General features: G+C 73.0%; 22 protein-coding genes, 2 tRNA genes and 2 pseudogenes. 14 read left to right on the top strand and 12 right to left on the bottom strand.

Going from position 1 to position 24,101, the window contains the following annotated elements; translation table 11 throughout:
• Nucleotides 1–542 precede the first annotated feature (542 nt).
• Nucleotides 543–1,046: a hypothetical protein gene (locus tag JIW86_RS05650; protein WP_257552789.1), complete on the bottom strand. Its 504-nt coding sequence runs from the start codon at nt 1,044–1,046 to the stop codon at nt 543–545.
• A 289-nt stretch (nt 1,047–1,335) separates the two neighbouring features.
• Here JIW86_RS05650 and JIW86_RS05645 point away from each other — a divergent pair, with 289 nt between their 5' ends.
• From JIW86_RS05645 to JIW86_RS05625, 5 genes are all read left to right on the top strand, one after another.
• Nucleotides 1,336–2,658 (top strand): ABC transporter substrate-binding protein, encoded by a 1,323-nt coding sequence (locus JIW86_RS05645; RefSeq protein ID WP_257552788.1) that lies wholly within the window; start codon nt 1,336–1,338, stop codon nt 2,656–2,658.
• Nucleotides 2,655–3,587, top strand: coding sequence for a carbohydrate ABC transporter permease (locus JIW86_RS05640; protein WP_257552786.1), 933 nt, complete (start codon nt 2,655–2,657; stop codon nt 3,585–3,587). Before JIW86_RS05645 ends, JIW86_RS05640 begins: the two co-directional genes overlap by 4 nt.
• Nucleotides 3,584–4,516 carry a carbohydrate ABC transporter permease gene (locus JIW86_RS05635; protein WP_257552785.1) on the top strand — a complete coding sequence of 311 codons (933 nt, stop codon included), beginning with the start codon at nt 3,584–3,586 and terminating at the stop codon, nt 4,514–4,516. The genes JIW86_RS05640 and JIW86_RS05635 overlap by 4 nt, the downstream gene beginning before the upstream one ends.
• 74 nt (nt 4,517–4,590) lie before the next feature.
• Nucleotides 4,591–5,568, top strand: coding sequence for a hydroxyacid dehydrogenase (locus tag JIW86_RS05630; protein ID WP_257559226.1), 978 nt, complete (start codon nt 4,591–4,593; stop codon nt 5,566–5,568).
• A gap of 33 nt (nt 5,569–5,601) precedes the next feature.
• Complete coding sequence (locus JIW86_RS05625) at nt 5,602–8,499, top strand: glycoside hydrolase family 2 TIM barrel-domain containing protein (RefSeq protein ID WP_257552784.1); 2,898 nt, start codon at nt 5,602–5,604, stop codon at nt 8,497–8,499.
• Here JIW86_RS05625 and JIW86_RS05620 read toward each other — a convergent pair.
• Nucleotides 8,496–8,708 carry an antitoxin MazE7 gene (locus tag JIW86_RS05620; RefSeq protein WP_215140491.1) on the bottom strand — a complete coding sequence of 71 codons (213 nt, stop codon included), beginning with the start codon at nt 8,706–8,708 and terminating at the stop codon, nt 8,496–8,498. The two genes, JIW86_RS05625 and JIW86_RS05620, sit on opposite strands and share 4 nt — an antisense overlap.
• Nucleotides 8,709–8,824: 116 nt before the next feature.
• Between JIW86_RS05620 and JIW86_RS05615 the strand changes: the two genes are divergently transcribed.
• The gene (locus tag JIW86_RS05615) at nt 8,825–9,205 is read left to right on the top strand and encodes a PRC-barrel domain-containing protein (protein ID WP_215140490.1); all 381 of its coding nucleotides are present in this window, start codon (nt 8,825–8,827) and stop codon (nt 9,203–9,205) included.
• Here the strand turns inward: JIW86_RS05615 and JIW86_RS05610 are convergent.
• Nucleotides 9,147–12,290 carry an NACHT domain-containing protein gene (locus tag JIW86_RS05610; protein WP_257552783.1) on the bottom strand — a complete coding sequence of 1,048 codons (3,144 nt, stop codon included), beginning with the start codon at nt 12,288–12,290 and terminating at the stop codon, nt 9,147–9,149. The genes JIW86_RS05615 and JIW86_RS05610 overlap by 59 nt on opposite strands.
• Nucleotides 12,291–12,422: 132 nt before the next feature.
• Here JIW86_RS05610 and JIW86_RS05605 point away from each other — a divergent pair, with 132 nt between their 5' ends.
• Nucleotides 12,423–12,665 carry a hypothetical protein gene (locus tag JIW86_RS05605; RefSeq protein WP_257552782.1) on the top strand — a complete coding sequence of 81 codons (243 nt, stop codon included), beginning with the start codon at nt 12,423–12,425 and terminating at the stop codon, nt 12,663–12,665.
• Nucleotides 12,666–12,668: 3 nt separating this feature from the next.
• Here JIW86_RS05605 and JIW86_RS05600 read toward each other — a convergent pair whose 3' ends face one another.
• The 7 genes and pseudogenes from JIW86_RS05600 to JIW86_RS05570 form a co-directional block, all read right to left on the bottom strand.
• Nucleotides 12,669–13,406: a tyrosine-protein phosphatase gene (locus JIW86_RS05600; RefSeq protein WP_257552781.1), complete on the bottom strand. Its 738-nt coding sequence runs from the start codon at nt 13,404–13,406 to the stop codon at nt 12,669–12,671.
• Nucleotides 13,407–13,440: 34 nt separating this feature from the next.
• A pseudogene (locus JIW86_RS05595) lies at nt 13,441–14,642 on the bottom strand (mannosyltransferase family protein).
• An 84-nt stretch (nt 14,643–14,726) separates the two neighbouring features.
• Nucleotides 14,727–15,116 (bottom strand): hypothetical protein, encoded by a 390-nt coding sequence (locus tag JIW86_RS05590; RefSeq protein WP_257552780.1) that lies wholly within the window; start codon nt 15,114–15,116, stop codon nt 14,727–14,729.
• Entirely contained in the window at nt 15,109–15,645 is a 537-nt protein-coding gene (locus JIW86_RS05585) for a SigE family RNA polymerase sigma factor (protein ID WP_257552778.1), read from the bottom strand. The genes JIW86_RS05590 and JIW86_RS05585 overlap by 8 nt, the downstream gene beginning before the upstream one ends.
• Nucleotides 15,646–15,759: 114 nt before the next feature.
• The gene (locus JIW86_RS05580; RefSeq protein WP_257552777.1) at nt 15,760–16,143 is read right to left on the bottom strand and encodes a VOC family protein; all 384 of its coding nucleotides are present in this window, start codon (nt 16,141–16,143) and stop codon (nt 15,760–15,762) included.
• Nucleotides 16,144–16,194: 51 nt separating this feature from the next.
• On the bottom strand, nt 16,195–17,673 hold the full coding sequence (locus JIW86_RS05575) for an ankyrin repeat domain-containing protein (protein WP_257552776.1): 1,479 nt from the start codon (nt 17,671–17,673) through the stop codon (nt 16,195–16,197).
• A gap of 58 nt (nt 17,674–17,731) precedes the next feature.
• Nucleotides 17,732–17,805: transfer RNA gene (locus JIW86_RS05570), tRNA-Cys, on the bottom strand.
• Between the two features lie 94 nt (nt 17,806–17,899).
• Here JIW86_RS05570 and JIW86_RS05565 point away from each other — a divergent pair.
• The 3 genes from JIW86_RS05565 to JIW86_RS05555 are packed head-to-tail and all read left to right on the top strand — an operon-like array spanning nt 17,900 to nt 19,102.
• Nucleotides 17,900–18,274 carry a VOC family protein gene (locus tag JIW86_RS05565; protein ID WP_215140481.1) on the top strand — a complete coding sequence of 125 codons (375 nt, stop codon included), beginning with the start codon at nt 17,900–17,902 and terminating at the stop codon, nt 18,272–18,274.
• Between the two features lie 4 nt (nt 18,275–18,278).
• Nucleotides 18,279–18,620: an ArsR/SmtB family transcription factor gene (locus JIW86_RS05560; protein WP_257552775.1), complete on the top strand. Its 342-nt coding sequence runs from the start codon at nt 18,279–18,281 to the stop codon at nt 18,618–18,620.
• Nucleotides 18,617–19,102, top strand: coding sequence for an SRPBCC family protein (locus JIW86_RS05555; protein WP_257552774.1), 486 nt, complete (start codon nt 18,617–18,619; stop codon nt 19,100–19,102). Before JIW86_RS05560 ends, JIW86_RS05555 begins: the two co-directional genes overlap by 4 nt.
• A gap of 70 nt (nt 19,103–19,172) precedes the next feature.
• On the opposite strand, the gene JIW86_RS05550 is transcribed toward JIW86_RS05555, so the two are convergent.
• Nucleotides 19,173–19,246: transfer RNA gene (locus tag JIW86_RS05550), tRNA-Met, on the bottom strand.
• Between the two features lie 91 nt (nt 19,247–19,337).
• Between JIW86_RS05550 and JIW86_RS05545 the strand changes: the two are divergent.
• Nucleotides 19,338–19,855, top strand: a pseudogene (locus JIW86_RS05545) (GNAT family N-acetyltransferase).
• 51 nt (nt 19,856–19,906) lie between these two features.
• Here the strand turns inward: JIW86_RS05545 and JIW86_RS05540 are convergent.
• The gene (locus tag JIW86_RS05540; protein ID WP_257552773.1) at nt 19,907–20,398 is read right to left on the bottom strand and encodes a GNAT family N-acetyltransferase; all 492 of its coding nucleotides are present in this window, start codon (nt 20,396–20,398) and stop codon (nt 19,907–19,909) included.
• 171 nt (nt 20,399–20,569) lie between these two features.
• On the opposite strand from JIW86_RS05540, the gene JIW86_RS05535 reads away from it, so the two are divergent.
• The 3 genes from JIW86_RS05535 to JIW86_RS05525 all read left to right on the top strand — a co-directional run bounded on the left by JIW86_RS05535 (nt 20,570) and on the right by JIW86_RS05525 (nt 23,926).
• Nucleotides 20,570–22,003, top strand: a complete 1,434-nt coding sequence (locus JIW86_RS05535; RefSeq protein ID WP_257552772.1) for a L,D-transpeptidase — start codon at nt 20,570–20,572, stop codon at nt 22,001–22,003.
• A 61-nt stretch (nt 22,004–22,064) separates the two neighbouring features.
• Nucleotides 22,065–22,856: a class I SAM-dependent methyltransferase gene (locus tag JIW86_RS05530; RefSeq protein ID WP_257552771.1), complete on the top strand. Its 792-nt coding sequence runs from the start codon at nt 22,065–22,067 to the stop codon at nt 22,854–22,856.
• An 83-nt stretch (nt 22,857–22,939) separates the two neighbouring features.
• Nucleotides 22,940–23,926, top strand: coding sequence for an NAD-dependent epimerase/dehydratase family protein (locus JIW86_RS05525; protein ID WP_257552770.1), 987 nt, complete (start codon nt 22,940–22,942; stop codon nt 23,924–23,926).
• Nucleotides 23,927–24,101: the final 175 nt, after the last annotated feature.

Genomic DNA, 24,101 nt, shown 5'->3' with positions numbered 1-24,101 from the left:
CCACAGACCGGCGCCGAGCGCGTCCGCGCTGGTGGTGATGCCTTGCGGAATCCACTCGACCGCGTCCTGGTCGCCGGTGTTCCAGGTGAACCCGTGCGAGAAACCGCCCACGCCCGCGGGGGCCGAGGAGAGGCGGGTGGCGTCGCGGTTGGCGATGGCCAGCACGTCGGATATCTGCGCGCGGGGCAGGGCCCGCGCCAGGCCCGCGATGTGGTCGGCGAACGTACCGGAGGCGTTGGACGTCCGCTCGGCGAGCGTGAACTGGCCGGGGGTGATGGTGGCCGCCTCGGCGGTGGCGGGGGCGAGCGCGGCGCCGGCCGCGGTGACGAACGGCGCGGCGGCCATTCCCTTGATGATCGTTCTGCGTGACATGGTCATGCGGTGAGAATGTAGATCTTCGGATCCCGCCCGTGCAAACCTCCACCCACCGGTCACGGGAGCAGGGCTGACGGTACTTCACCGAGGGGAACCGGGCCGTCCGGGGAGGCCCGGCCTCATCCGGCGCAAGCGGGGACGAGGCCGGGCCCGATGCGGGCCGGTGCTCAGTGGAACAGCATGGATGCGTCCCCGGCCGCGGTGGTGACCGACCCCGGACAGAGGAAGCTGCCCGAGGTCTTGGTGGCCGTGAAGGGCTTGTTGGTGTACTTCCGGGTGGTCCCGTCGCGGTTCCACTCGAGGTTCGTCGCCTTGTACCGGCAGGAGATGAAGCTCTGCTTGCCGGTGATGTCGATCGCGTCCGTCTTCGCCACGGCGCCGGCGTCGTCGAAGGTGAAGGCGGGGTTGTTGTTGAGGGTGGCGGTGATGCCGCCGTTGCACGTGAGATTGCCGCCGGGCTTGTTGATCGTGTTGCGGTCGACGGTGAGGGCGTTCGGCGGGACGGCGCTGGTGCTCGCGTTGGTCCAGGTACAGGTGCTGCCGGCGACCACGATGACCCCGTCGGCCTTCTGATCGACCGTGGGTCCCGCGGCGATCGCCGCCGATGTGCCGACGACGGTTGCCGCGATCGCCAGTGCGGCGAGTCCGGTGAGCGTGGGGATGTGCCTCATGTCGCTCCTCCTTGCCACGTCCTTGTGGGGGTGATGCGAGGGCCCGGAGGCCTCGCGGGAGTGCGTCACGGAGGGTGTCACAGGGACCTTGAATTGTCAGGTGCAGCTCAACTACTGGCTTGAACCCGCCCTGGAGTGAACGTATTGAGCGTCTCGATCGAAACCTAACGGAAAGTGCCTGCCTATTCGATTGTTATGTGCGTTCACCCTTGACTGTGATCGGTTTCGGACAAACGATGGTGCCCGTTCACCCCACTCCTTCCGTACGAGGCCCCGTAGGAGCCGTGCCATGTCGCGCACTTCACGTTCGTTCCGCACAGTCGCCGCCACCGCCTCCCTCGCCGCCCTGGGGCTTCTGGCCACCGCCTGCGGTGACGGCGACGGCTCCGGCAAGGCCGCGGGCGGCGGCACCGCCGCCCAGCCGGTGGAGATCACCTACTGGTCCTGGATGCCGGGCACGAAGCAGACGGCCGAGGCCTTCAACGCGAGCCACGACACCATCAAGGTCAAGTTCGCCGAGGTGCCCGCGGGCCTGGCCGGCGGCTACGACAAGCTCGCCGCGGCCGTGAAGGCGGGCAACGGCCCGGACGTCATGAACATCGAGTACCAGGCCGTCCCCGACCTCGTCACCCAGGGACTGCTCGCCGACTCCTCCAAGCTGCTCGGACCCACCGTCAAGAAGCAGCCCGAGCAGGTCCAGGCCCTGGTCACCCTCGGCGGCAAGCAGTGGGCGGCGCCCTTCGACGTGGCGCCGCAGATGCTCTACTACCGCAAGGACCTCTTCGAGCAGCACAAGATCGCCGTCCCGAAGACCTGGGACGAGTTCCGGACGGCCGCGGAGCAGATAAAGCAGGCCGACCCCGAGGCCCGCATCACCTCCTTCTGGGGCGACGAGTCGGCGACCTGGGCGGGCCTCGCCCAGCAGGCCGGTGCCAAGTGGTACGGCACGGAAGGCGACGCCTGGAAGGTGAACATCAACGACGCCGCCACCAAGAAGGTCGCCGCGTACTGGGGCGACCTGGTCAAGAACGACCTGGTCTTCAACCACAAGGCGTGGAGCCCCGAATCGACCAAGGCGGCCTCCGAGAACAAGGTGTACACCCGCCTCGGCGCCTCCTGGAGCGCGGGCAGCCTGAAGACCGAGCAGGCGAAGCAGGAGGGCAAGTGGGCCTCCGCCGCGCTCCCCGGCTGGGGTGACGGCAAGATCGGCATGGTGGGCGGCTCCTCCTTCGCCGTCATCAAGGACAGCAAGAAGGCGGAGGCCGCCGCCGAGTTCATCAAGTGGGCCACCACCAGCCCGGAGGCCGTCAAGGCCCGGCTGAGCCCGGGGACCTCCAGTGCCATGCCCGCCGACGAGGCGCTCCGCGAGACGGCGAAGGCCTCATTCGACACCAAGTTCTACGGCGGCCAGGACATCTACGCCACCGCCTCCGAGCAGGTACCGAACATCGCCACCGGCTGGGTCTGGAGCCCGGTCCACAACGCGACCTCGGTCGACCTCGTCGCGGCCCTGGCCAAGGCCCAGGACGGCAACTTCGCCGCCGCGTTCGACACGGCGCAGGCCACGGCCGAGAAGCTGATCAACGACCGCGGTCTGAAGCTCGCGAAGTGAAGCCGGCACCACTCGCCCCCAGCAGCACGCGGCGCTCAGGCCGCGGCCGGCGCGGTCAACGCACCGCCGCCGCCCTGCTCATCGGACCGTTCGTCCTGCTCTTCCTCGCCGTCATGGTCGTGCCCATCGGGTACGCGGCCTACCTGAGCCTCTTCCGCGAGCAGTCCTCCGGCCTCGGCTTCGGCGGAACGCAGACCCTCTTCAGCGGTATCGACAACTACGTCCGGGCACTGACCGCCCCCGCCCTGCAAACCGGCTTCCTGCACATCGCGGCGTACTGCGCGGTCTACATTCCCGTCATGATCGGCGGGGCCCTCGTCCTCGCCCTGCTCATCGACTCGACCCTGGCCCGCGCCAAGCGGTTCTTCCAGCTCGCCGCGTTCCTGCCGCACGCGGTGCCCGGTCTGATCGCCGCCATCATCTGGGTGTTCCTCTACACCCCGGGCCTCAGCCCGATCCACCAGTTCCTCGACTGGGCCGGCGCCAAGGCCGACTTCTTCGGCGACGACGCCATTCTCTTCTCGATGGCCAACGCCACAGCCTGGCAGTGGATCGGCTACAACATGGTGATCTTCTACGCGGCCCTGCAGGCCATCCCCCGCGAGACGCTGGAGGCCGCGACCGTCGACGGCTCCGGCGCCGTCCGCACCGCCCTGTCCGTCAAACTCCCCATGATCCGCTCCTCGGTGGTCCTCACCACCCTCTTCACCTGCATCGGAGCCATCCAGCTGTTCACCGAGCCGGAGACCTTCCGCTACGACGCCACCGGCCTGTCGCCCGAGTGGTCGCCGACGATGTTCATCTACCAGGCCGCCTTCTCCAAGCACGACTACGGGATAGCCGCCGCGGCCTCGCTCATCCTGGCCCTGCTCGGCGCCCTGCTGTCCTTTGTCGTCACCAGGCTCGGAAACCGGTGGAAGGAAGCATGAGCACCCTCACCGCGGACAAGACCGCGCACCCCGCGCCCGGCGGCACCCCGCGCCGCCGCCACCCGCACCCGCCCCGCCGCCCGCGCACCGGCGGCCGGATCCTCGCCTCGAAAGCCGCGGTCAACGGCCTCCTCGCCCTGATCGCCCTCTACACCCTGATGCCGCTCACCTGGCTGCTGTTCGCCGCGACCAAGAACAACGCGGACCTCTTCGGCAAGCCCGGCTTCACCCTCGGCGACTTCAACCTGTTCGCCAACCTCGGCGACCTGTTCACGTACAACGACGGCATCTTCGGACGCTGGCTGCTCAACAGCTTCGTCTACTCGGTCCTCGGGTCCCTCGCCTCGACCCTGCTGAGCCTCGGCGCGGGCTACGCCTTCGACAAGTACGACTTCCGGGGCAAGGAGAAGCTGTACGGCTTCATCCTCCTCGGCCTGCTGGTCCCCGCCACCGTCATCTCCCTGCCCATGTACCTGCTGGCCTCCAAGGCCGGCATCGTCAACAGCTACTGGGCGATCCTGATCCCCGGCCTGGTCAGCCCCTTCGGCGTCTACCTCTCCCGGATCTTCTCCGAGGGCTACGTCCCCGGCGAGACCCTGGAGGCCGCCCGCATGGACGGCGCCGGCGAACTGCGCATCTTCGGCTCCGTCGCCCTGCCGATGCTCGCGCCCGCCTTCGTCACCGTCTTCCTCTTCTCCTTCACCGGCAGCTGGAACAGCTTCTTCCTCCCGCTGGTCATGCTCAACGACCACGAGCTCTACCCGGTGGGACTCGGCCTGTTCAACTGGAACGCCACGCTGACCCAGTACCCCGAGCAGTACGCCCTGCTCATCACCGGCTCCCTGGTCTCCGTCCTGCCGCTCGCCGTGGCCTTCCTCTGCCTCCAGCGCTTCTGGCGCTCGGGTCTGACCGCGGGCGCGGTGAAGTGATCGTGACCACCACCACGCCCCTACGCGAACCTTGGCCCCCGGCCGCGGCCGGAGCCCCGCGCACCCTCCTTGCCATGGGCGCCACCGTCCACCGCACCCTCCTCGAGGCCGCCGCGCTCGAGCGGCTGCCCCGCGTCGCGGACACCGACACCGCGCTGCTCGTCACCGACTACCGGGCCGCCGACCCGCAGCTGCTCGCCCGCACCGAGGTCCTCTTCACCCACTGGGGCTCCCCGCTCCTCGACGAGGACGCACTGCGCCGGCTGCCGGCCCTCAAGGCCGTCGTCCACGCCGCCGGGTCCGTCAAACACCACATCACCCCGGCCGTCTGGGAGCGGGGCATCACCGTCTCCTCCGCCGCGGCGGCCAACGCCCGGCCCGTCGCCGAGTTCACCCTCGCCGCGATCCTGTTCGCGAACAAGCGGGTCCTGGACAGCGCCCGGCGCTACCGCCGCGAGCGCACGGCGTACGAACTCCTGCCCTACTTCGCCGGATACGGCAACTACCGGCGCACCGTGGGCATCGTCGGCGCCTCCCGCATCGGCCGCCGGGTCATCGAGCTGCTGCGCCCCTTCGACCTCGACGTGCTGCTCTACGACCCGTACGTGGACGCGCAGGAGGCCGCCGCCCTCGGCGTGTGCCCGCTCCCGCTGGACGAACTCGTCTCGCGCAGCGACGTGGTCTCCATCCACGCGCCCCAACTCCCCGAGACCCGCCACATGTTCGATGCGCAGCTGCTCGGGCGGCTCGCCGACGGGGCCACCCTCGTCAACACCGCGCGCGGCTCCCTCGTGGACACCGACGCCCTCGTCGCCGAACTGCGGACCGGCCGCATCCACGCCGTCATCGACGTCACCGACCCCGAACAGCCCCCGGCCGGCTCGCCCCTCTTCACCCTGCCCAACGTGCTCCTCACCCCGCACATTGCGGGTTCCCTCGGCAACGAGCTGTCCCGTATGGCCCACTGGGCCATCGACGAGGTGGAACGCTACGCACACGGCCGGCCCTTCGCCCACGGCGTCGGCCCGGACGAGCTGCTGCGTTCGGCGTGACCGGCAAGACCCCCGTAGGAGAACAGCCAGCCCATGACCAGCACCACCCGCGACACCGCGTACGTCGAAGACCGGGCCCCCGGCCGCGGCCGGCTCGCCCCCCGGGCGGCCCTCCACTCGGACGCCCCGAGCCTCGCACTCGACGGGCCCTGGCGCTTTCGCCTCGCCGCCGGACTCCACGACCTCAGCGCCGGGTTCGAAGCCCCGGGCTTCGACGATCACACCTGGGACGAGCTGCCCGTACCGTCCTGCTGGCAGCTGAACGGCTTCGGCGCACCCGCGTACACCAACGTCACCTACCCCTTCCCGGTGGACCCGCCCCACGTCCCCGACGAGAACCCGACGGGCGAGTACCGGCGCGCGTTCACCCTCCCCGAGCCCTGGCCCGCCGACCGCGCCGTCCTGCGCTTCGAGGGCGTCGACTCCTGCTTCGCGGTCTGGCTCAACGGGCAGCGGCTCGGCGACGGCAAGGGCAGCCGGCTCCCCACCGAATTCGACGCCACCGGCGCCCTGCGCCCGGGCCGCAACCTCCTGGCCGTCCGCGTGCACCAGTGGTCCGCGGGCAGCTACCTGGAGGACCAGGACATGTGGTGGCTGTCCGGCATCTTCCGCCCGGTACGCCTCCTCGCCCGGCCGGCGCAGCGCCTCGACGACGTCTTCGTGCACGCGGACTACGACCACACCACCGGCCGGGGCACCCTCCGCGTGGAGACCTCGGGAGCCGCCGCCCGCCTGCACGTGCCGGCGCTCGGCCTGCACGACGCCGACCCGGCCGGGCCGCACGACTTCCCCGCCGTCGTCCCGTGGACCGCCGAACAGCCGCACCTCTACGACGGCGAACTCGTCACCGCCGGCGAACGCGTGCGGATCCGCGTCGGCTTCCGCACCGTGACCGTCGAGGACGGGCGGCTCCAGGTCAACGGCCGTCCGCTGCTGCTGCGCGGGGTCAACCGCCACGAATGGGACCCGGAGACCGGCCGCACCCTCTCGTACGCGACCATGCGCCACGACGTCCTGCTGATGAAGCGGCACAACATCAACGCCGTCCGCACCAGCCACTACCCGCCCGACAGCGCCTTCCTGGACCTGTGCGACGAACTCGGCCTCTGGGTCGTCGACGAATGCGACCTGGAGACGCACGGGTTCGAACCCGTCGGCTGGCATGCCAACCCGAGCGACGACCAGCGCTGGCAGGAGGCGTACCTCGACCGGATGAGCCGCACGGTCGAACGGGACAAGAACCACCCCAGCGTCATCATGTGGTCCCTCGGCAACGAGAGCGGCACCGGCCGGAACCTCGCCGCCATGGCCGCGTGGACCCGGCGCCGGGACCCCTCCCGGCTCCTGCACTACGAGGGCGACCAGGACAGCGGTTACGCCGACGTCTACAGCCGGATGTACGCCGACCACGCCGAGACCGAACTGATCGGCCGCGGCGAGGAACCCGCCACCACGGACCCGGCGCTCGACGCACACCGGCGCGCCCTGCCCTTCATCCTGTGCGAGTACGCGCACGCCATGGGCAACGGACCCGGCGGACTGGCCGAGTACCAGCGGCTGTTCGAGCGGTACCCGCGCCTGCAGGGCGGCTTCGTTTGGGAGTGGATCGACCACGGCATCGCCCGGCGGACCGCGGACGGCCGCACCCGTCACACGTACGGGGGCGACTTCGGCGAGCCCGTCCACGACGGGAACTTCGTCGCCGACGGGCTCCTCTTCCCCGACCGCACCCCCTCGCCGGGCCTGATCGAGTACAAGAAGGTGATCGAGCCCGTCACCATCGACCTGGACCCGGCGGGGGAGAGCATCCTGATCCGCAACGGGCACGACTTCCGCGACACCGGGCACCTCGGCTTCGACTGGCGGGCCGAGGACGAGGGCGAACCCCTCGCGCAGGGCCCGCTGGCGGTCCCCGTACTGCGGCCCGGCGAGCACACCCTCCTGCCGTGGCCCGTGCTGCCGCCCGCGAAGGACGGCGAACGGGCCTTCATCGTCACCGCCCGCCTCGCCCGGGACGAGCCCTGGGCCGGGGCGGGCCACGACATCGCCTGGGGCCAGGCGGTGTCGCCGCCGGCGCCGCCGCCGGTGCGACGGCGCGCACCCCTGTCACGGCAGGGCGCCGACGTCCTCGTCGGTCCCGGCCGGTTCGACGCGGCCACGGGCGGCCTGCGAGCCGTCGGCGGGCTGCCGCTCGACCGTCCCGTACTCGACCTGTGGCGCGCTCCCACCGACAACGACCGGCTCGGCGGCCGGGAGGCCGACGGCTGGCAGGCCCTCGGACTGCACCGGCTCACCACCCGGTTGACCGGGCTGGACGCCTCCGGCGACGCGCTGACCGTCACCACCCGGGTGGCGCCCGCGGGCACCGACGCCGCGATGCACACCACGTACCGCTGGCGCACCGACGGCTCCACGCTGTGGCTCGACCTCACCGTCGTACCGGAGGGGGACTGGCCGGGCGCGCTGCCGCGCATCGGGCTGCGCACGGCCCTGCCCGGCTGGATCGACACCGTGGACTGGTACGGACGCGGCCCGGGCGAGGCATACCGCGACACGGCGGCCGCGGCGCGGCTGGGACGCCACCGTCACACGGTCGACGCGTTGCAGACCCCGTACGTGCGCCCGCAGGAGAACGGCAACCGGCATCAGGTCCGCTGGGCCCGGCTGACCGGGGCGGGCGGCGGACTGCTGGTGACCGGGGACCCCTGGTACGACCTCACCGCCCGCCGCTGGACGGCGGCCGAACTCGCCGCCGCCCGGCACACCACCGACCTCGTGCCGGGCGACCGCGTCCACCTGCACCTCGACGCCGCACACCACGGGATCGGCACGGCCTCCTGCGGTCCGGGCCCCCTGCCGGAGCACGAACTGCGCGCACGGCGGACGACGCTGCGGCTCGGCTTCGCGCCGCTGGACCGACCTCAGGCCTAGGCGAAGTCGCGCGCGAAGCCCTCGCGGAACCCGGGCCGCACGACCGCCTCGTCGAAGGCGCGCGCGGCGCGGGCGAGGGCGGCCTGGTTCTCCTGGGCGGCGGCGAGTTCGGCCAGGTACGCGCGCAGGCTCAGTCCGCGGGCCGCGGCGAGCGCGGCGAGCCGGTCGTGGACATCGGTGTCGACCTCGACTGTGGTGGTGTCAGCCATGGTCCGAGTATGCGCCGTCCGGGGCCCCGACGGGGGTGGTTACGGCTTCGCTCACCGGGCAGGCGAGGAGGTGCGGCGGGAAGGACCCGCCGCCCGCCGAACCGAGGAGCTTTCGAGTGACGCAGCATGTATGGAGTTACCGGTCGACCTCGGGCCATCTGGCAGGCACCGACCTCACGGGCTACACGGTCGAGGCGACGGACGGCCACATCGGAAAGGTCGACCAGCACAACGACGAGGCCGGCGACGCCTATCTGGTGGTCGACACCGGCGTGTGGATCTTCGGCAGGGAGGTCCTCGTTCCGGCGGGCGCGGTGACCCGCATCGACCCGGAGATCCGGACCGTGTACGTGGACGGAACCAAGGAACAGATCAAGGCCGCCCCGGAGTTCCACCGGGAGCAGCACCTCGGCGACCCCGGCTACCGCGACGTGCTGGTCACGTACTGGGGCTTCGCGGGCCCGTTCGGCGGCCCGTTCGGCGGGAACCGCGTTTAGGCCGGGGCCCCCGGGGCGGCCTGCCGACCTCCTCCAGGATCCCCCTGACCAGGTTCGACGTCTGCTCTCCCGGCCACAGCGGCGCCGGCAGGGCGGCCAGCAGCTCTGCGGCCCGCGCGTCTCCTAGGCCGGCCAGCAGCCGCGGAACGTCGAGCAGATAGTCACCGAAGGTGTTCGGGTCGAAGAGCGCGGGCAGGGCGCGCAGGAGGTCGGCGGCGTGCGGGTCGCCGAGCCCGACCAGTGCCCTGGCGGCATTCACCCGGCTCGGGTCCGGGACCTCGGGACACAGTGCCAGGAGGTGGAGGGCGTGGGCGGCGCGGCGGTCGCCCAGGCCGGCCAGCGCCACGGCGGCCGCCAACTGGTCCCGGGTGGAGAGGGCCCGGGCCCAGGTGAGCGCGTGCAGCTGTTCGGCGGCGGCCGGTTCGTCCAGCGCGGCCAGTGCCGTCGCCGCCTCCACACGTGGGGAGCCGCTGATGCCCGGGTCCCGGGAGAGGGCGAGGAGCAGGCCGTGGCTGCGGGGATCCCCGAGCGCCGCCAGCTGCTTCGCCGCGCGGACGCGATCGTGCTGACCCTCGCCCCGGTTGGCGGCGAGTGAGTGGAACACCTCGGCGGCGCGCGGGTCGCCGATGCCTGCCAGCGCCACACCGGCCTCCAAACGGGCCTGCCCCGGCCCGCCGGAGGAGAGGCCGAGGGCGTGCAGGCGGTCGGCCTCACGGGGATCACCCGCGGAGACCAGCGCCCCGGCCGCTCTGACGCGCACCGCCTGTTGCACGTTCACGTCCAGCGAGACGGACAGGAGCGAGGCGGGGCCCCGTGGGTCGCCGCGGGTGGCCAGTGCCTCGGCGGCCGCCACACGGTACGCGGCGGGCATGTCCGGTGCCAGGCACAGTGCGTACAGCGCGTCCAGGGCACGGGGGTCGCCCAGTTCGGCCGCGGATTCGGCGGCCGGGACACGGTCGCGGCCGGAGGAGGACCCGGCGAGGGCGATCGCGAGGAAGAGGCCCGCGGCGCGGGGGTCGTCGATCGCGGCCAGCGCCGCGGCGGCGTCGCGGCGGACCTTGCTGGAGACGACCGGGTCCCCGGAGACGACGACGAGCGAGGCGGGGCCCCGGGGATCCCCGTGCTCGACCAGGGCCCCGGCCACCCGAAACCGATCGAACTCCGGGCAGGACGCATCGACGGCGAAGCCGTACAGGAGATCCGGTCCCCGGGGGTCCCCGAGACGGGTCAGCGCCTCGGCGGCCTGGGTACGGATGCGGGCACTGAACTCGGGGCCCGTGTAAGCGTGGAGGTGCCCCGCTGCCGTGGCGACCACGTCGTCGGGAAGGCGGGTGCCCATGTGGGCCTGGGCGGCCACGAACTCCCAGCCGGGCAGCCCGCCCCGCGACGCCAGGCGCCGGAGCGGTGACCTGCGCAGGCCGAGACCGGCGTCGTGCGCGGCGTCGAGGAGGAACCCGGTCGAGGAGGAATCGGCCGGCGGCGCCCAGTACCGCAGGCCCCACGCGCGCGGCCGGACCCCGGGTGGTGTCCCCCTGGCGTAGACGGACATCGGAACCGCAGGCCGGCATCTGCGGGGCTGGTGGAAGGCCCGCCGGATGGCCCGCGCACCCTCCTTCGGGTCGCGCAGGACATGGCGGGCGGCCAGGTGTTCCAGCAGCGTCTGGTGGAGGAAGACTAGGTCGCCGCCGCGCGGGATCAGCAGGCCGCCGCGCCGGGCGGCGGTGTCGAGGAACGCCCGCCAGTCGCCCTCCGGCACCCGCGCGGGCCGCCGCGCCCGCGGCTGCTCGCACAGGACGTCGAGCGCGGGCCGGGTGTTCCCGGCGTGGCGTTCGGCCGCGAGGCGGGCGATCAGTTCGGGGAGGTGGTCGAGCGTCTCCTCGGCGGCGGCGAGCGCCCCGGGTCCGTAGCGCCCGAGGCCCGCGGTCAGCACGGGCAGGCCGTGCGAACCGGCCCGGTGCTGCTGGCGGTGGAGCAGGTCGACGAACTCGCGGTAGAGCTGCCCGCGCCCGGCGGGCAACGGCTGGTCCGGGGCGGCCGCGTGGAGCTGGCACAGCATCGCGGTCATCAGCGGCACCTGTGCGAGCGCCGCGAGCCGGGTCTGTTCCAACGCCCGCAGGAACCGCCGCGTCGTACCCTCGGGGTCCGCCACCTCCAGGCACCGGAACCAGTTCCCGGCGATCAGCGGCAGGTCGTCCCGGCCGAAGGGCTGGAGGGCGTAGTGGGGCACGTCGGTGCCCAGGAGGTCGAGTTCCCGCCCTGGCAGCGGGCGGGTGGCGACGATGAACCGGTACAGACCGGCATGCTCCCCGCCGGAGGCGTCCGCGAGGCGGCACAACACCTTGCGCCGGGCGGCCGCGTCGGTGACCTCGTCCAGCCCGTCCACCAGGACCAGCCAGCCCGCCCCCGGCTGCGGCTCGGAGCCGAAGAAGGCCGCCGGCAGCTTCTCCACCAGTCCCTCCAGCTCCCGGTTCACGGAGGCGGCGAGGGCGTCCGCCAGCGGGGCGTCGACCAGGTCGGCGGCGGGTACCAGCACGGGCACGCTCTCCTCGCCCCGCCCCTTCAGCCACCGGCCCGTGCCCCGGGCCAGCCAGGTCCGCAGCAGGCTCGACTTGCCGCCGCCGGGCCCCGCCAGGATCACGCACACCCGCCCGCCGGCCGGGACCTCGTCGGCCGGCACGGTGGCAGCCCCGGCAGCCTCGGCCGCGCGGCGCACCCGTTGCCGCAAGTAGACCGCGGCGAGCGGAGGCGTGGTGCCCGGCAGCACACCGGCGTACGGGTGCTCCCGCGCGGCGTCGCGGGCCGCGGCGAGGTAGCCGTCGATGCGGCGCGTCCGCACGTCCGCCCGCTCGCGCAGCCGGCGCAGCTCCACCAGGGCCGGTCCGGTGATCCCCAGGGCGCGGGCGAGCACGTCGAGCGTCGTGAGGGTGGGCACCGCCTTCGCGTTGAGGATGTTGCTCAGGGTCGACGGCTGGATGCCGGCGTCCCGGGCCACCTCGCTCTGCTTCCGCCCGGCCAGCGCGGTACGGATCCGGGCGATCAGCTCCCGGTGGGCGCCGCCCGGGACCTCGGTGCTCAGACCCTCCACCCAACACCCCTTGACCAGGCCGTACGTTCCGGTTCACATCACCCCTGTGAACGCCTGTCGAGGCTATCCCTGGTACTTCGAGGCCGGCCGGCCCTTGCCCGAACCGAAACCTTCGACGTACGAGGAGTACCCGTGAACCTCCAACTCGCCTTGATCGCCGCGCCCTTCGTGCTCGGCCTGCTCGTGCGCCTCGCCCGCGGGCCCCGCCGTGCACCGGCCGCCCTGGTACGCGGACTGCGGGACCTGGTGACCCTGCGGATGGTCCTGCGCGACAGCGACCCCGACGAGCGTGCCGGGCTGCTGGAAGCCCACCGCTCCTGGCGGGCCGAGCCCGTGCCCGGCCGGGAGCGCAAGACGCGCACCCGGCGGGGCTGAGCCCTAAGCGCTCTGCCGGGCGAGCAGGTTCTCGCGCAGGGCGGCGACGAGGGTGTCGTCCGCGCCCAGCAGGTCTGCCGCGTAGTCCCGTACGGACCCGTGCTCGCGCGTGAGGGCCGCGAGGAACAGGCGCATCACCTCGGCGGGCGCCCGCCCGTACCCCGGCCAGGCGGGTTCCTGGCCGGGGTGGTCCGCCCGCCAGTCCGCGAGCAGCCGGCCGGTCGCGAGTTCCGTGAGGGCGAAGTCCTCGACGATGACCTCCTCGGGAACCCCCAGCAGCGCCAGGACCAGCGCCGCCAGCAGACCGGTGCGGTCCTTGCCCGACGCGCAGTGGAAGGCCACCGGGCCCTCCTGGGCGGCGATCACCTCAAGCGCCCGGCGCAGTTCGCCGACGCCGTCGTGGGCGACTTCCATGTACCGCTCGGCGAGGTAGGGGCCGGTCTCGACCTCCGGGCCGAGGGCCGCCTGGTCGTAGGGGCGGTGTTCGATGCTGAGGTGGTGGTAGGCGAGTGACGGATGCCCGGGCACCCGTCCCTTCGCGTCGATCTCCCAGGAGTACCGCAGGTCGATGACCGCCTCGACGCCGAGCTCCAGGAAGCGTTCCCAGTCCTCGCCCCGCAGCTTGCCCAGGGAGTCGGACCGGAACAGCCGGCCCCAGCGCACCGTCAGGCCGTCCGCGGCCGTATAGCCGCCCAGGTCACGGAAGTTGTGCAGCCGCTCAAAGGTTATGTGTCTGTCCACAGGCGGCACTCTATGCCGCGGCCGGCCGCCCTTCTCAGCCCGCCCACCGCCCGGTGAGGAAGGTGAGGGCGACCGTGGTGGCCAGCGGGGCCGCGACGCACAGGTACACCGTCAGAACCCGGGGGCGGCGGTGGCTCCAGGCGGCCAGGCCGATCCAGAGCGGCCACCACAGCAGGGTGGAACGGGGAATCGACGTGTACCAGTAGGAGGTGCCCAGCGCCCACAGGGTGAGGCCGATGTAGAGGGCCTCGGGCCAGCGGCGGCCTCGTACGAGCAGGACCAGGAGGATCACCCCGGCCAGCATGGCCAGGAGCTCGGCCTGCCACATCAGCGCGTAGCCGGTGGGGTGGAGGTGGTGGAAAGCGGCGTTCCAGGTGTTGGCCCAGGCGTCCCACGGCGCGTGGAAGTCCCGGTACCAGCCGCGCTCCTGGGCGTGCTTCCACGCCATCCAGTCGCCGGTCCGCGCCTCCAGGTACCAGCTGTACAGCACGGGGGAGAGGGCGGGCAGGCACAGCCAGGGAGCCGCACGCCAGGCCCGGCGGCCCCGGGCGGTGAGCGCGAAGTGCAGGACGAGCGCGGCCACGAGGAAGAGCCCGGTGACGCGTACGGAGCAGGCCAGGCAGGCCAAGGCCGCGGCCGCCGGCCAGTTCCGGCGCTGGGCTGCCAGCCAGGCGGGCAGGGCCAGGGCCAGGAACAGCGCCTCGGTGTAGCCGGCGGCGAGGAACACGGCGCACGGCGAGAGCAGGAAGAACAGCACCGTACGCCGGCCCGCGTCCGGGTCGGGCAGGTGGCGGCGGGCGATGCGGGCCAGCGCCAGGACGGCGACGCCGCCCGCGACGAACGAGATGAGCGCTCCGGCCGCGGCCCAGTGCGGGACGACCGCGTGGACGGCGCGCAGGGTGAGGGGAAGCCGGGGAGGAAGGCCTCCCTGTTGTCCCAGCCGGCCGTCCACGGACCGGCCTGGTCGGGGAAGTAGCCGTCCTGGGCTATGTGGAGGTAGTGCCACCAGTCCCACTGCTGCCAGGGCGACAGGAACGAAGCGGGGTTCCGCGCCTGGTCGTCGGAGGGGAACAGCCAGCGGGCGGCTCCCGCGGTGGTCCACAGGCCGACGCGGGTCAGCACGTAGAGCCACAGCACCTCGCGGTCCGCACGGCCGGGGCGCCACGCGAACACCGGGCGGCGCACCGCGGGCCTGCGGGGAACCTCGACAGGCCGGGGCGGGGCGGAAACGGACATGGGTGGATCTCCTGCTCGGCTGAAGGCGTGCGGAACCGCCGGCCGTGGTTCCGGGGCCGGTGTCCGCTGATGGGGAGGGAGGGGTTACTGAGGCGGGTACGACGTGGCGGTGGATCTGCCCGGACCCGAAGTCGTGGGCGGCGGGGCGGGCGGTGACGTCGTCACGCCCGGCGACGTCGAAGCGCCGGGCGTGGCCGAAGCGCCCGGCGCGGTGGGCACGGGGGACGGCGGCACGGGTGAGGGGGTGGTCGCCGGGAGGGTCGGAGTCGAGTCGTGCGGCAGCAGCGTCGACAGGGCGGCGCCGGTCCCGCCGAGGACCAGGAGGCAGGCGGCCGCCACGGAGACGATCCTGCGCCGTCGGGCCCGCTCCCCGCGCCGTGCGATGACGGAGACGGGCGGGAGACCGGCCCCGGACTGCCCCGCGGAGGCCGCTTCCCGGAACAGGGACCGCAGCGGATCGTGGGAGTCATGCATCGGGCGCCTCCTCAATGCGGGGGTCCTGCAGATGGCGGGAGAGGGTGGCCCGGCCCCGGGTGAGATGGGTCTTGACCGTGCTCGCGGACAGGGAGGTCTCGGCGGCGATCTGCTCGACCGTCAGATCGCACAGATAGTGCAGAGCCATCGTCCGGCGCTGCTTGAGGGGCAGGTGGCGCAACGCGTCGACGAGGGCGACGGCCTCCGGCCCCGGACCCTCCACATGACTGGCGGGGGCAGTGCGCTGCCAGGCGTCGGCGGTACGACGGCGCACGCGCCACCGGCTCACCGCGAGCCGCCACGCGACGGTGCGGATCCACGCCTCGGGCCGGCCGTCCCGGTCCAGCTGATGCCGTCTGCCCCAGCCTCTGACGAAGGCCTCCTGCACCACGTCCTGAGCCTCATGGTGATCGCCGAGCATGACGTACAACTGACCTGTCAGCCGTCCCGCCGCGTGTGCGTAGAACTGTTCGAACTCCTCGACGGTCAAAAATCGCTCCCGAATCCATGTGACCCTCTCACCAGGCATACGCCCGCCGGACCGCATCCGGTCGACACGGAACACCGGGAAGATGTGTGAGTGCCGTCACAGGGGCGCCGCGGTGCCGTGATGCGCGGGCGCGGCGCAGGGAGCGGCCTTCGGTCAGGACGGTTCGGTGAGTACGGACAGCACGTTGCCCGCCGGGTCCTTGAACCAGGCGATCGACGGCATGCCCTCGCCCTGCTCCCTGACGATGCCCTTGGCGTCGGCGTCGAAGTCCGGATAGCGCTCGAAGGTCACCCCGAGGGCCGTGAGCGCGTCGACGGTCTTGTCGATGTCGTCCACCGGGAAGTTGAGGACGGTGAAATCCGCCGGCCGGTGGTTGTCCTTGGGGTACAGCAGTACGGTGCCGCCGCCCCCGAGGTTCAGGAAGAGCATGCCGTTCTCCTCCGAGACCCGCAGGCCGAGCGTCCCGCCGTAGAACTCCTTGGCCTTCGTGATGTCGTCCACCGAGAACCCGCTGAACGCCTTGGTGTCCTGGAACATGATCACTCCCGTCGACGCGTCGGTCCCTCTCCCATCCTCCTCCCGGCGGCGTCAGCCCGCCTCGGGGTCGAGGCGGCGCAGCACGTCCCGAAGGGTGTGGCCGGTCTCGTTGTCCCGGACGGCGGGGTCCAGTCCGGCGGCCAGCAGGGCGGCGAGCCCGGGGGTGTCGCCGTGCCGCGCACGCTCGAACACTTCCCGCCGCAGCGGCCGCAGGGCGCGCGGCAGCCGCCCCCGCCCCGAGGCCCAGGCGCGCTGTACGGCGAAGCACCCGGAGACGTCGCCCCCGAAGGCCAGCATGGCCTGCTCGCGCAGCTGTTCCCGGGCACTGTGCGGGACGCGCAGCTCCCCGTCGCGGAAGCCGACCAGGTGCCACTCGCCGCCGCATCTGACCCGCACCGGTTCCAGGACGGCGGGCGGGCCGGGCGGCCCGCAGGCGGGACCCGATGCCGGGAAGAGGGCGGCCGCCACCAGCGGGTGGAGCTCCTCCGGCGCGAGGCGCCCGGTACGGACCAGCTGGAGGTCGGGCATCCGCCGCCATGCGATCCCCGGGATCGTGGCCAGTCCGGCGTCCCGGTGCGGCCCCTCGGCGCGGGCGCGCAGAGCGGCGTCCGGGCCGGGGCCGGCCGGCTCGAGCAGGACGTCACCGCGGTACCCGCCCGGTATCCGGAACCGGTCGGCGACCCCGGCCGCGAGTAGACGCCGCACTTCCCGGACGGTCCGGGGCAGGTCCATGGGAAGCGCCGCGATGACGGCTTCCGGCTCCCCGGGGCCCCAGCCGGAGTTGAGCGGCACGGCGGTCGGATCGACGTCCACACCCGTGGCCGCGAAGGCACCCACGAGGTCCCCGCGGGCCTGGAGGACGGCGATCCATTCCTCCCGCGCGGCCGGATCGCCTCCGGAGCCCGGGTCGGTGTCGGGCAGCTCCCGTGGTCCGAGCGGAGTGCCGTCCGCGTGGAAGAACGGGAGCCGTTGCCCGCCGCCGCCCCCGCACCATGCGCGGAGTTCCGGGGCGTGCCGGGCGTCCCAGAAGTGGCGGGTCGCGGTCCAGTCCTCCACGAGGTATTCGGGCAGCAGGCCGGGGTCGTCGGCGTTGAGGAAGTCCAGGACCAGCCGCTGCGGACCGTCCCATGCCCCAGGGGTGCGGACGACCAGGTACGACGGCTGCGCGTGCGCCCGGAACCTGCGCCTGACGCCGCCGTGGGGGGCGAGGAGGACCACCCGGCGCGCAGCCAGCGTCGTGCCCCCGGACGCGGGTGCCCGGGGCAGGTGCCAGCGCAGCAGGTCGGGTGCCAGGTGGGCGAGGTCGTCCGCGACCGCGTCCCGTACGGCGGCGCCGTGCCGGTCCCCGATCCGCGCCAGGTCGAGTGCGACGTCCACGGCCGCGACCGCGCAGGCCGCGCGCCAGTCACCGGCCAGCCGGGCCTCGGTCGCGCCCTCGATCATCCAGCGCGGCACGGCGAAGCGCCGCACCCGGTGCCACAGGGCGACCTCCTCGACGGGGAGCCCGCCCACCAGCGGTTTTCTGCTCACGGTCAGCACCCTTCGAGGCGGGAGTGGGGGGCGGGAGGGGGAGCGGGGCGGGAGGCGGCAGGGCCGGTCGGATTCGAACCGACGTCCTCCGGCTGTGCAAGCCAGGTGCGACGACCTCTGCGCTACGGCCCTGCCGCCGGTGATCATAACGACGGGCTGCCGCCGGGCATAGGTAGGAAATCCCCTACGTTTGACACGTAGGAAAATCCCTACCTATCGTGGGGGCATGAACATCACGCACGCTTCCTTCGTCACCCTCCCCGTCGCCGACCAGGACCGGGCCCTCGCCTTCTACACCGGCGTCCTGGGCTTCGAGGTCCGTGCCGACCGCCAGGTCGGCCCGGCGCGCTGGCTGCAGGTCGCCCCCGAGGGCGCGCAGACCGTCTTCACGCTCTCCGGCCCGGGGATGGGCGATTTCACGCCCGGCTCCGCCCGGGGGATCATGTTGGTCACGGCCGATGTCGACGCCGACTGCGCGAGGCTCGCGGCGGCCGGGGTCGAGGTGAACGGTCCGGACGAGGCCCCCTGGGGGCGAATGGCCGGTTTCCGCGACCTCGACGGCAACGCCCTGATGCTGCTCACGGAGAAGGAAGGCTTCTAGCGCCATGGTCACGACGGGTACCGCCGAGGACCGCGTGTTCGCCGCTCTCGCCAACGGCACCCGCCGCGAAGTCCTGCGCCTGCTGCGCGAGCGCGGCCCGCAGCCCGTCCAGTCCCTGGCCGACCACTTCGACATGCGCCGCCCCAGCCTCTCGGAACACCTGAAGGTGCTGCGGGAGGCCGGGCTCGTCGCGGAGGAGCGCGCCGGCCGCCAGCGCATCTACCGCCTCGAGGCCGCGCCGCTGGCCGACGTACAGGACTGGCTCCATCCGTACGAGCGGTTCTGGCGCGACAGGTTCAAGGGCCTGGGCGACCTCCTGGACCGCATGCCGGACGATGAGACATGACCTCAGCCTCCGAAGCGTCCGACCAGGGCTTCGACGAGGACCTCAGCACGGTCCGGGTCGACCAGTTCCTGCCGCATCCGCCCGCCAAGGTCTGGCGCGCCCTCACCGAGCCCGACCTGATCGCCCAGTGGCTCATGCCCTCGGACTTCCGCCTCGAAGTCGGCCACCGCTACACGATGACCTCGCTGCCCCGCCCGAACACGGGCTACTCCGGCACGACGGCGGCCGAGGTGCTCGCCTACGAGACCGGGCGGATGCTCTCGGTCCGCTGGACGGACGCCTCCGGCAGCCCCGATGCCGGCCGGGCCGACTGGACCATCACGTGGACGCTTGAACCGGAAGGCCGCGGAACCAGGCTCTTCCTCGTCCACGAGGGCTTCGACCCGGACGACCCGGCGCAGATGAGGGCCCGCACGATCATGGGCGGCGGCTGGCGCAGCCACGTCATGGACTCCCTGAGCGCCGTACTGGAGCGCCTCTGACCAAGCCAAAGGCAAGCCAAAGGAAGGAAGGGCCCGGATCGTTGAAGATCCGGGCCCTTCCTTCCATCAGTAGCGGGGACAGGATTTGAACCTGCGACCTCTGGGTTATGAGCCCAGCGAGCTACCGAGCTGCTCCACCCCGCGTCGGTGAACCCCACCCTACGGCACTGCGGCGGCGCCGCCGACCACGGGTAAATCGGGTGGCACCGCGCGGCCCGGCCCCGACAATGCGTCCATGCGCATACGAGCAGCACGCCTGGACGAACTGCCCCTCCTCCAGGACATCGAGAGGGCGGCCGGCCTGTGCTTCCGGGACATCGGCATGCCGGAGATCGCCGACGACGAACCGCTCCCGCTCGAGGAACTCGCCGACTACCAGCGGGCCGGGCTGGCCTGGATCGCCGTCGACCCGTTCGCCGGCCCGGCCGACTCCCCGGTCGCCTATCTGATCGCCGACCGCGTCGACGGCAGCCTCCATGTGGAGCAGGTGTCGGTCCACCCGGGCAGCGCGCGCCGCCGCATCGGCCGGTCCCTGCTGGACCACCTCGCGCAGTACGCCGCCGACGAGGGGTGCCCGCGCTGACCCTCACCACCTTCACCGAGGTCCCGTGGAACGCCCCGTACTACGCGCGCTGCGGCTTCCTGCCGCTGGACGACGCCGGCCTCACACCCGGACTGCGCGAGATCCGCGCTCGCGAAGCGCAGCACGGGCTGGACCGCTGGCCCCGGATCTGCATGCGCCGGACCCTGTGACGCCAAGGAATGCGGCCGGCGGAGCCGGCGGTCCCGGGTGGCCCGCCACCGCTACAGGGCGCGTACGAAACGCAGCCCCGGGCGGCCGTCCAGCTCGATCTCGCCGGCCGGGGTGAAGCCCGTACGGGCCAGGACGGCGCGCGAGCCGGCGTTGTCCAGCGTGGTGACGGCCCGCAGCGAGGCCAGGCCGTACTCCGCGGCCGCCAGGGCGCAGACCTCGCCGACGGCGGACGTGGCCAGCCCCCGGCCGGCGGCCCGCTCGGCCATCCGGTACCCCAGCTCGGCCGAACCGTCCGCCACGTCGACCAGGTTGACCCGTCCGAGCACCGCGCCGGCGTCGCTCACCAGTACGTGGAAGTGGTGCAGCCCGGCGGCCTGTTCGGCCAACAGATCCGCGTGCCGTTCGTCGAAGCGCGTGAAGTAGAGGTCGCCGCGATCGGGTACCGATGCGGCGAAATAGGCCCGGTTCTCCCGCTCGAACGCGAGGAGGGCCGGGGCGTGGTCATCGCGCAGGCGCTGGAGCCGCGGGTGGGAGTGAGACATGCCCGGATGCTACGCAGAGCCCCGATTGCCGCGCCCACCGGCCGGTGTGTGCTCCGTACGAGTTCTCTTGGGGTGCCCGTTCGGCCCCAGAGCCGAGTTCATGATCATCATTTTGGCTCCCGATCGTTTTGATGCTGCCATCCGGCCGTGTGAGATCTGGGAGGGCAACGAATGCAACTGACCAAGGCGTGGGGCGTGGTGGCCGCCGTGACGGGAGCCATGCTGGTGGCAGCGGCTGCGCCGGGCCGGGCGTCCGACGCGGACGCCGCGGAGCACACGGCCGGAAGCGGGGCGAAGGAGGCGGCGGTCACCCTGCTGGTCGGCCGGGCGGTGGACGAGGGCGGCCCGGCGGGGGCCGGCCGGTGCGCCGTCCACACCTTCCGGCCCGGGCTGTGCGGCGGCTGGCGGGAGCAGCGCGTCCGGGCCACCGCCCACGGCAGCGGAACCGTCCTGCGGATGCCGGTCCTCGGCGACACCTCGAGCGCCGCCCGCTCGGACGCGCTGCCCACGGACGCCGACGCGCCGCTGGAGATCGCCCTCGCGGAACCGGGACGCCTCACCGACGTGACCGTGACCGACGGGCACGGCCGCCACCTGGCCGGAGAGCTCGGCCCCGACAGCGGGCACTGGCTCAACACCGAGCCGCTGCGCGCGGGCGAGATGTACACCGTGCAGGTCGGCGCCCAGGACGCGGCCGGCACCCCGGTCGGGGTGACCATGGCGTTCCGGACCGCCCCGCCCGCCGACGGGGGCCGGCTGACGGCCGAGTTCGGGCCCCGCCCGGGGACGTACGGCGCGGGGGAGATCGTCACCGCGGACCTCAGCCGCCCGGTGCCCACCGACGACCCGGTGGCCCGCGCACGGGTGGAGCAGGCACTGCAGGTGACCTCGGAGCCCCAGGTCGAAGGCGCCTGGCACTGGGTCGACGCGTCGACCCTGCACTACCGCCCGCGCACCTACTGGCCCGCCCACACCGTGGTCCGCGTACGCAGCGGTCTCGACGGGGTCGAGGTCGGGGACCTCGGTTACGGCGGCCCCTCGGAGCAGCTGGAGTTCACCGTCGGAGACCGCATCGAGGCCGTCACCGACTCCGCCGCCCACGAGATGACCGTACGCCGCAACGGACGGATCATCAGGACGATCCCGGTCACCACCGGAAAGGCCGGGTTCAGGACGCGCGCCGGCATCAAGGTCGTGCTGCGCAAGGAGCCCAAGGTCCGGATGCGGGGGGACACCGTCGGGATCAAGCGCGGCACCAAGGAGTTCTACGACCTGCCCGTTCTGTACGCGACCAGGGTGACCTGGAGCGGCGAGTACATCCACGCGGCGCCCTGGTCGGTCGAGGCGCAGGGCGAGGAGAACGTCAGCCACGGCTGTACGGGCATGAGCACCGAGAACGCCGCCTGGTTCTTCGAGACGGTGCGCGAAGGGGACATCGTCGAAGTGGTCAACAGCGGCGGCGAGAAGATGGCCCCCTTCGCCAACGGCTTCGGCGACTGGAACCTCGACTGGGGGAGCTGGCTGGCGGGCAGCGCCCTGGCCGCGGCCGACGCGCACCGGCACGGTGCGCCGCTCGCGCCGTCCCGTCTGCACCCGACCACCTGATCCGGAGGGCGGCCCGTGTCGTACCACCCCCGCACCGCTGCGGTGGGCCGATAGTGAGGCTGTGAGCGACAGGCCGCAGGGATCCGGGCAGCCCGGTGTCGGAGACAGCGCCGCATGGTCCGGCCGCGAGGGCGCGCAGGCCTTCGCGGCCGTGGAAGCGGCCACGGACTGGCTCCTCGGCTACCCGTTCGTCTTCCGGGACCTCGCCCGCCGGCTCGGCAGCGGCGAGGTCCTGGTGGACTACGGATGCGGGCCGGGGAAGGTCGCCGACCAGGCGGCCCGGCTGCTGGGGGCGCGGGTGCTGGGCGTGGACACCTCGCCCGAAATGCTGGCCCTGGCACGCGGGTCGGGCATGGCCGTGGCCGAGTACCACCTCGTCCGGAACGGACGCGTGGCCGGCCTGGCGGACGGCTGCGCGGACGCTGTGATGTGCAATCACGTACTCGCCTCACTGCCCACCGAGGAAGCGGTCCTCGCGTTGTTCACGGAGATCCGCAGACTGCTGCGGCCCGGAGCCCCGTTCGTCCTGCTGGTCACCGATCCGGACTGCACCGGCATGGACTACGCCTCGCTGCGCATCGGCGCCCCGGGCGAGGCCTACGGGCCCGGCGAGCAGCTCACCGTACGGCTCCGGCGCACCGACGGCTCCTGGCAGGAGGTGCGCAACCACGCGTGGCCCGTCGTCCTCATCCCCGGGCTGCTGGAACGCGCCGGGTTCCGGGACGCCGTCCAGCACCGCCCGTCCGTGGAGGAAGCGCTCGCCCTCGCGGACCCGCAGCTCGCCCGCGCCCACACCTGGTCGGCGGAGCGAGCCAGGCCACCGCTGGTGATCACCACGGCGCTGGCCGCCTGACCGAACCGAAGCCAGCGGCGACGCGGTCCGCTCTCGGCGAAGCCCCCTGGGCGAAGGCCCATCACCCGTGTTTGGGTGGGCAGATGGAGATCCTGGTACTGGGCGGAACGGCATGGGTGGGTCGAGAGATCTCGCGGCAGGCCATGGCACGCGGACACCGGGTGACGTGCCTGGCCCGCGGCGAGAGCGGCGAAGTCGCCGAGGGCGCCACGCTGGTGGCCGCCGACCGGCGCGCGGCCACGGCGTACGAGAGCCTCACGGACCGGGACTGGGACGCCGTGGTGGAGGTGTCCTGGCAGCCCGGCTTCGTCCGCGGCGCACTGGCGGCGCTCGGCCCGCGGGCGGGCCACTGGGCGTACGTCTCCTCGGTCAGCGCGTACGCCTCGCAGGCGCGGCCGGGCGCGGACGAGACGGCCGAACTGCTGCCGGCGGCCGCGGGTGACGAGCTCGGCCGCGAGGAGTACGGGCAGGCCAAGGTGGCCTGCGAGCGGGCCGCGACGGCCGCGCTCGGCGACCGGCTCCTCATCGCGCGGGCCGGCCTGATCGGCGGGCCCGGCGACAACAGCGGCCGCACCGGGTACTGGGTCGGCCGCGCGGCCCGGGAGCCGCTCGAGCCCCTGCTGGTGCCCGACTCCCCGGACGTCCCGACGCAGGCGGTCGACGTACGGGACCTCGCGGCGTGGCTGCTGGACTGCGCGGAGAAGAGGACGACCGGCACCTACGACGCGGTCGGCCCGGTGGTGCCCTTCGGGGAATGGGTCGCCCTCTCGAGGGAGATCGGCGGGCACACCGGACCGGTGGTGCCGGCGGGCCGCGACTGGCTGCTCGGACAGCAGGTGGGCGAGTTCATGGGCCAGGAATCCCTCGCGATGTGGATGGCCGACCCGCAGTGGGCCGGCTTCTGCGCGCGCAGCGGCGCCGCCGCGAGCGCGGCAGGCCTGCGCCACCGGCCCCGGACGGAGCTGCTGGCGGACACCCTGGCCTGGGAGCGGGAGGCGGGCCTGGACCGGCCCCGCCGGGCCGGCCTCAGCGCCGCGCGCGAGCGGGAACTCCTGGCGGCGCTCGGCTAGGCCGGAGCGCGACCCCGTCGCAGCCTGGTGGCCAGGTCGCGCCCCGTACACCGCGCCTACCCCGGCCGCCCGGCGTGCATGCCTCCCGGGCGGCCGCCGGCGGGGCCGACCGATGGAAGATCGGCCTCCGGGGCGGCCGCCCTCCGCGTGGCACGGCGCCCACCGGCCCCGGGGC

This window comes from Streptomyces sp. NBC_00162 (assembly GCF_024611995.1).
Taxonomy (GTDB): domain Bacteria; phylum Actinomycetota; class Actinomycetes; order Streptomycetales; family Streptomycetaceae; genus Streptomyces.
The sequence above is the reverse complement of the archived record's forward strand: the minus strand, read 5'-3'. Positions and strand labels throughout refer to the sequence as shown.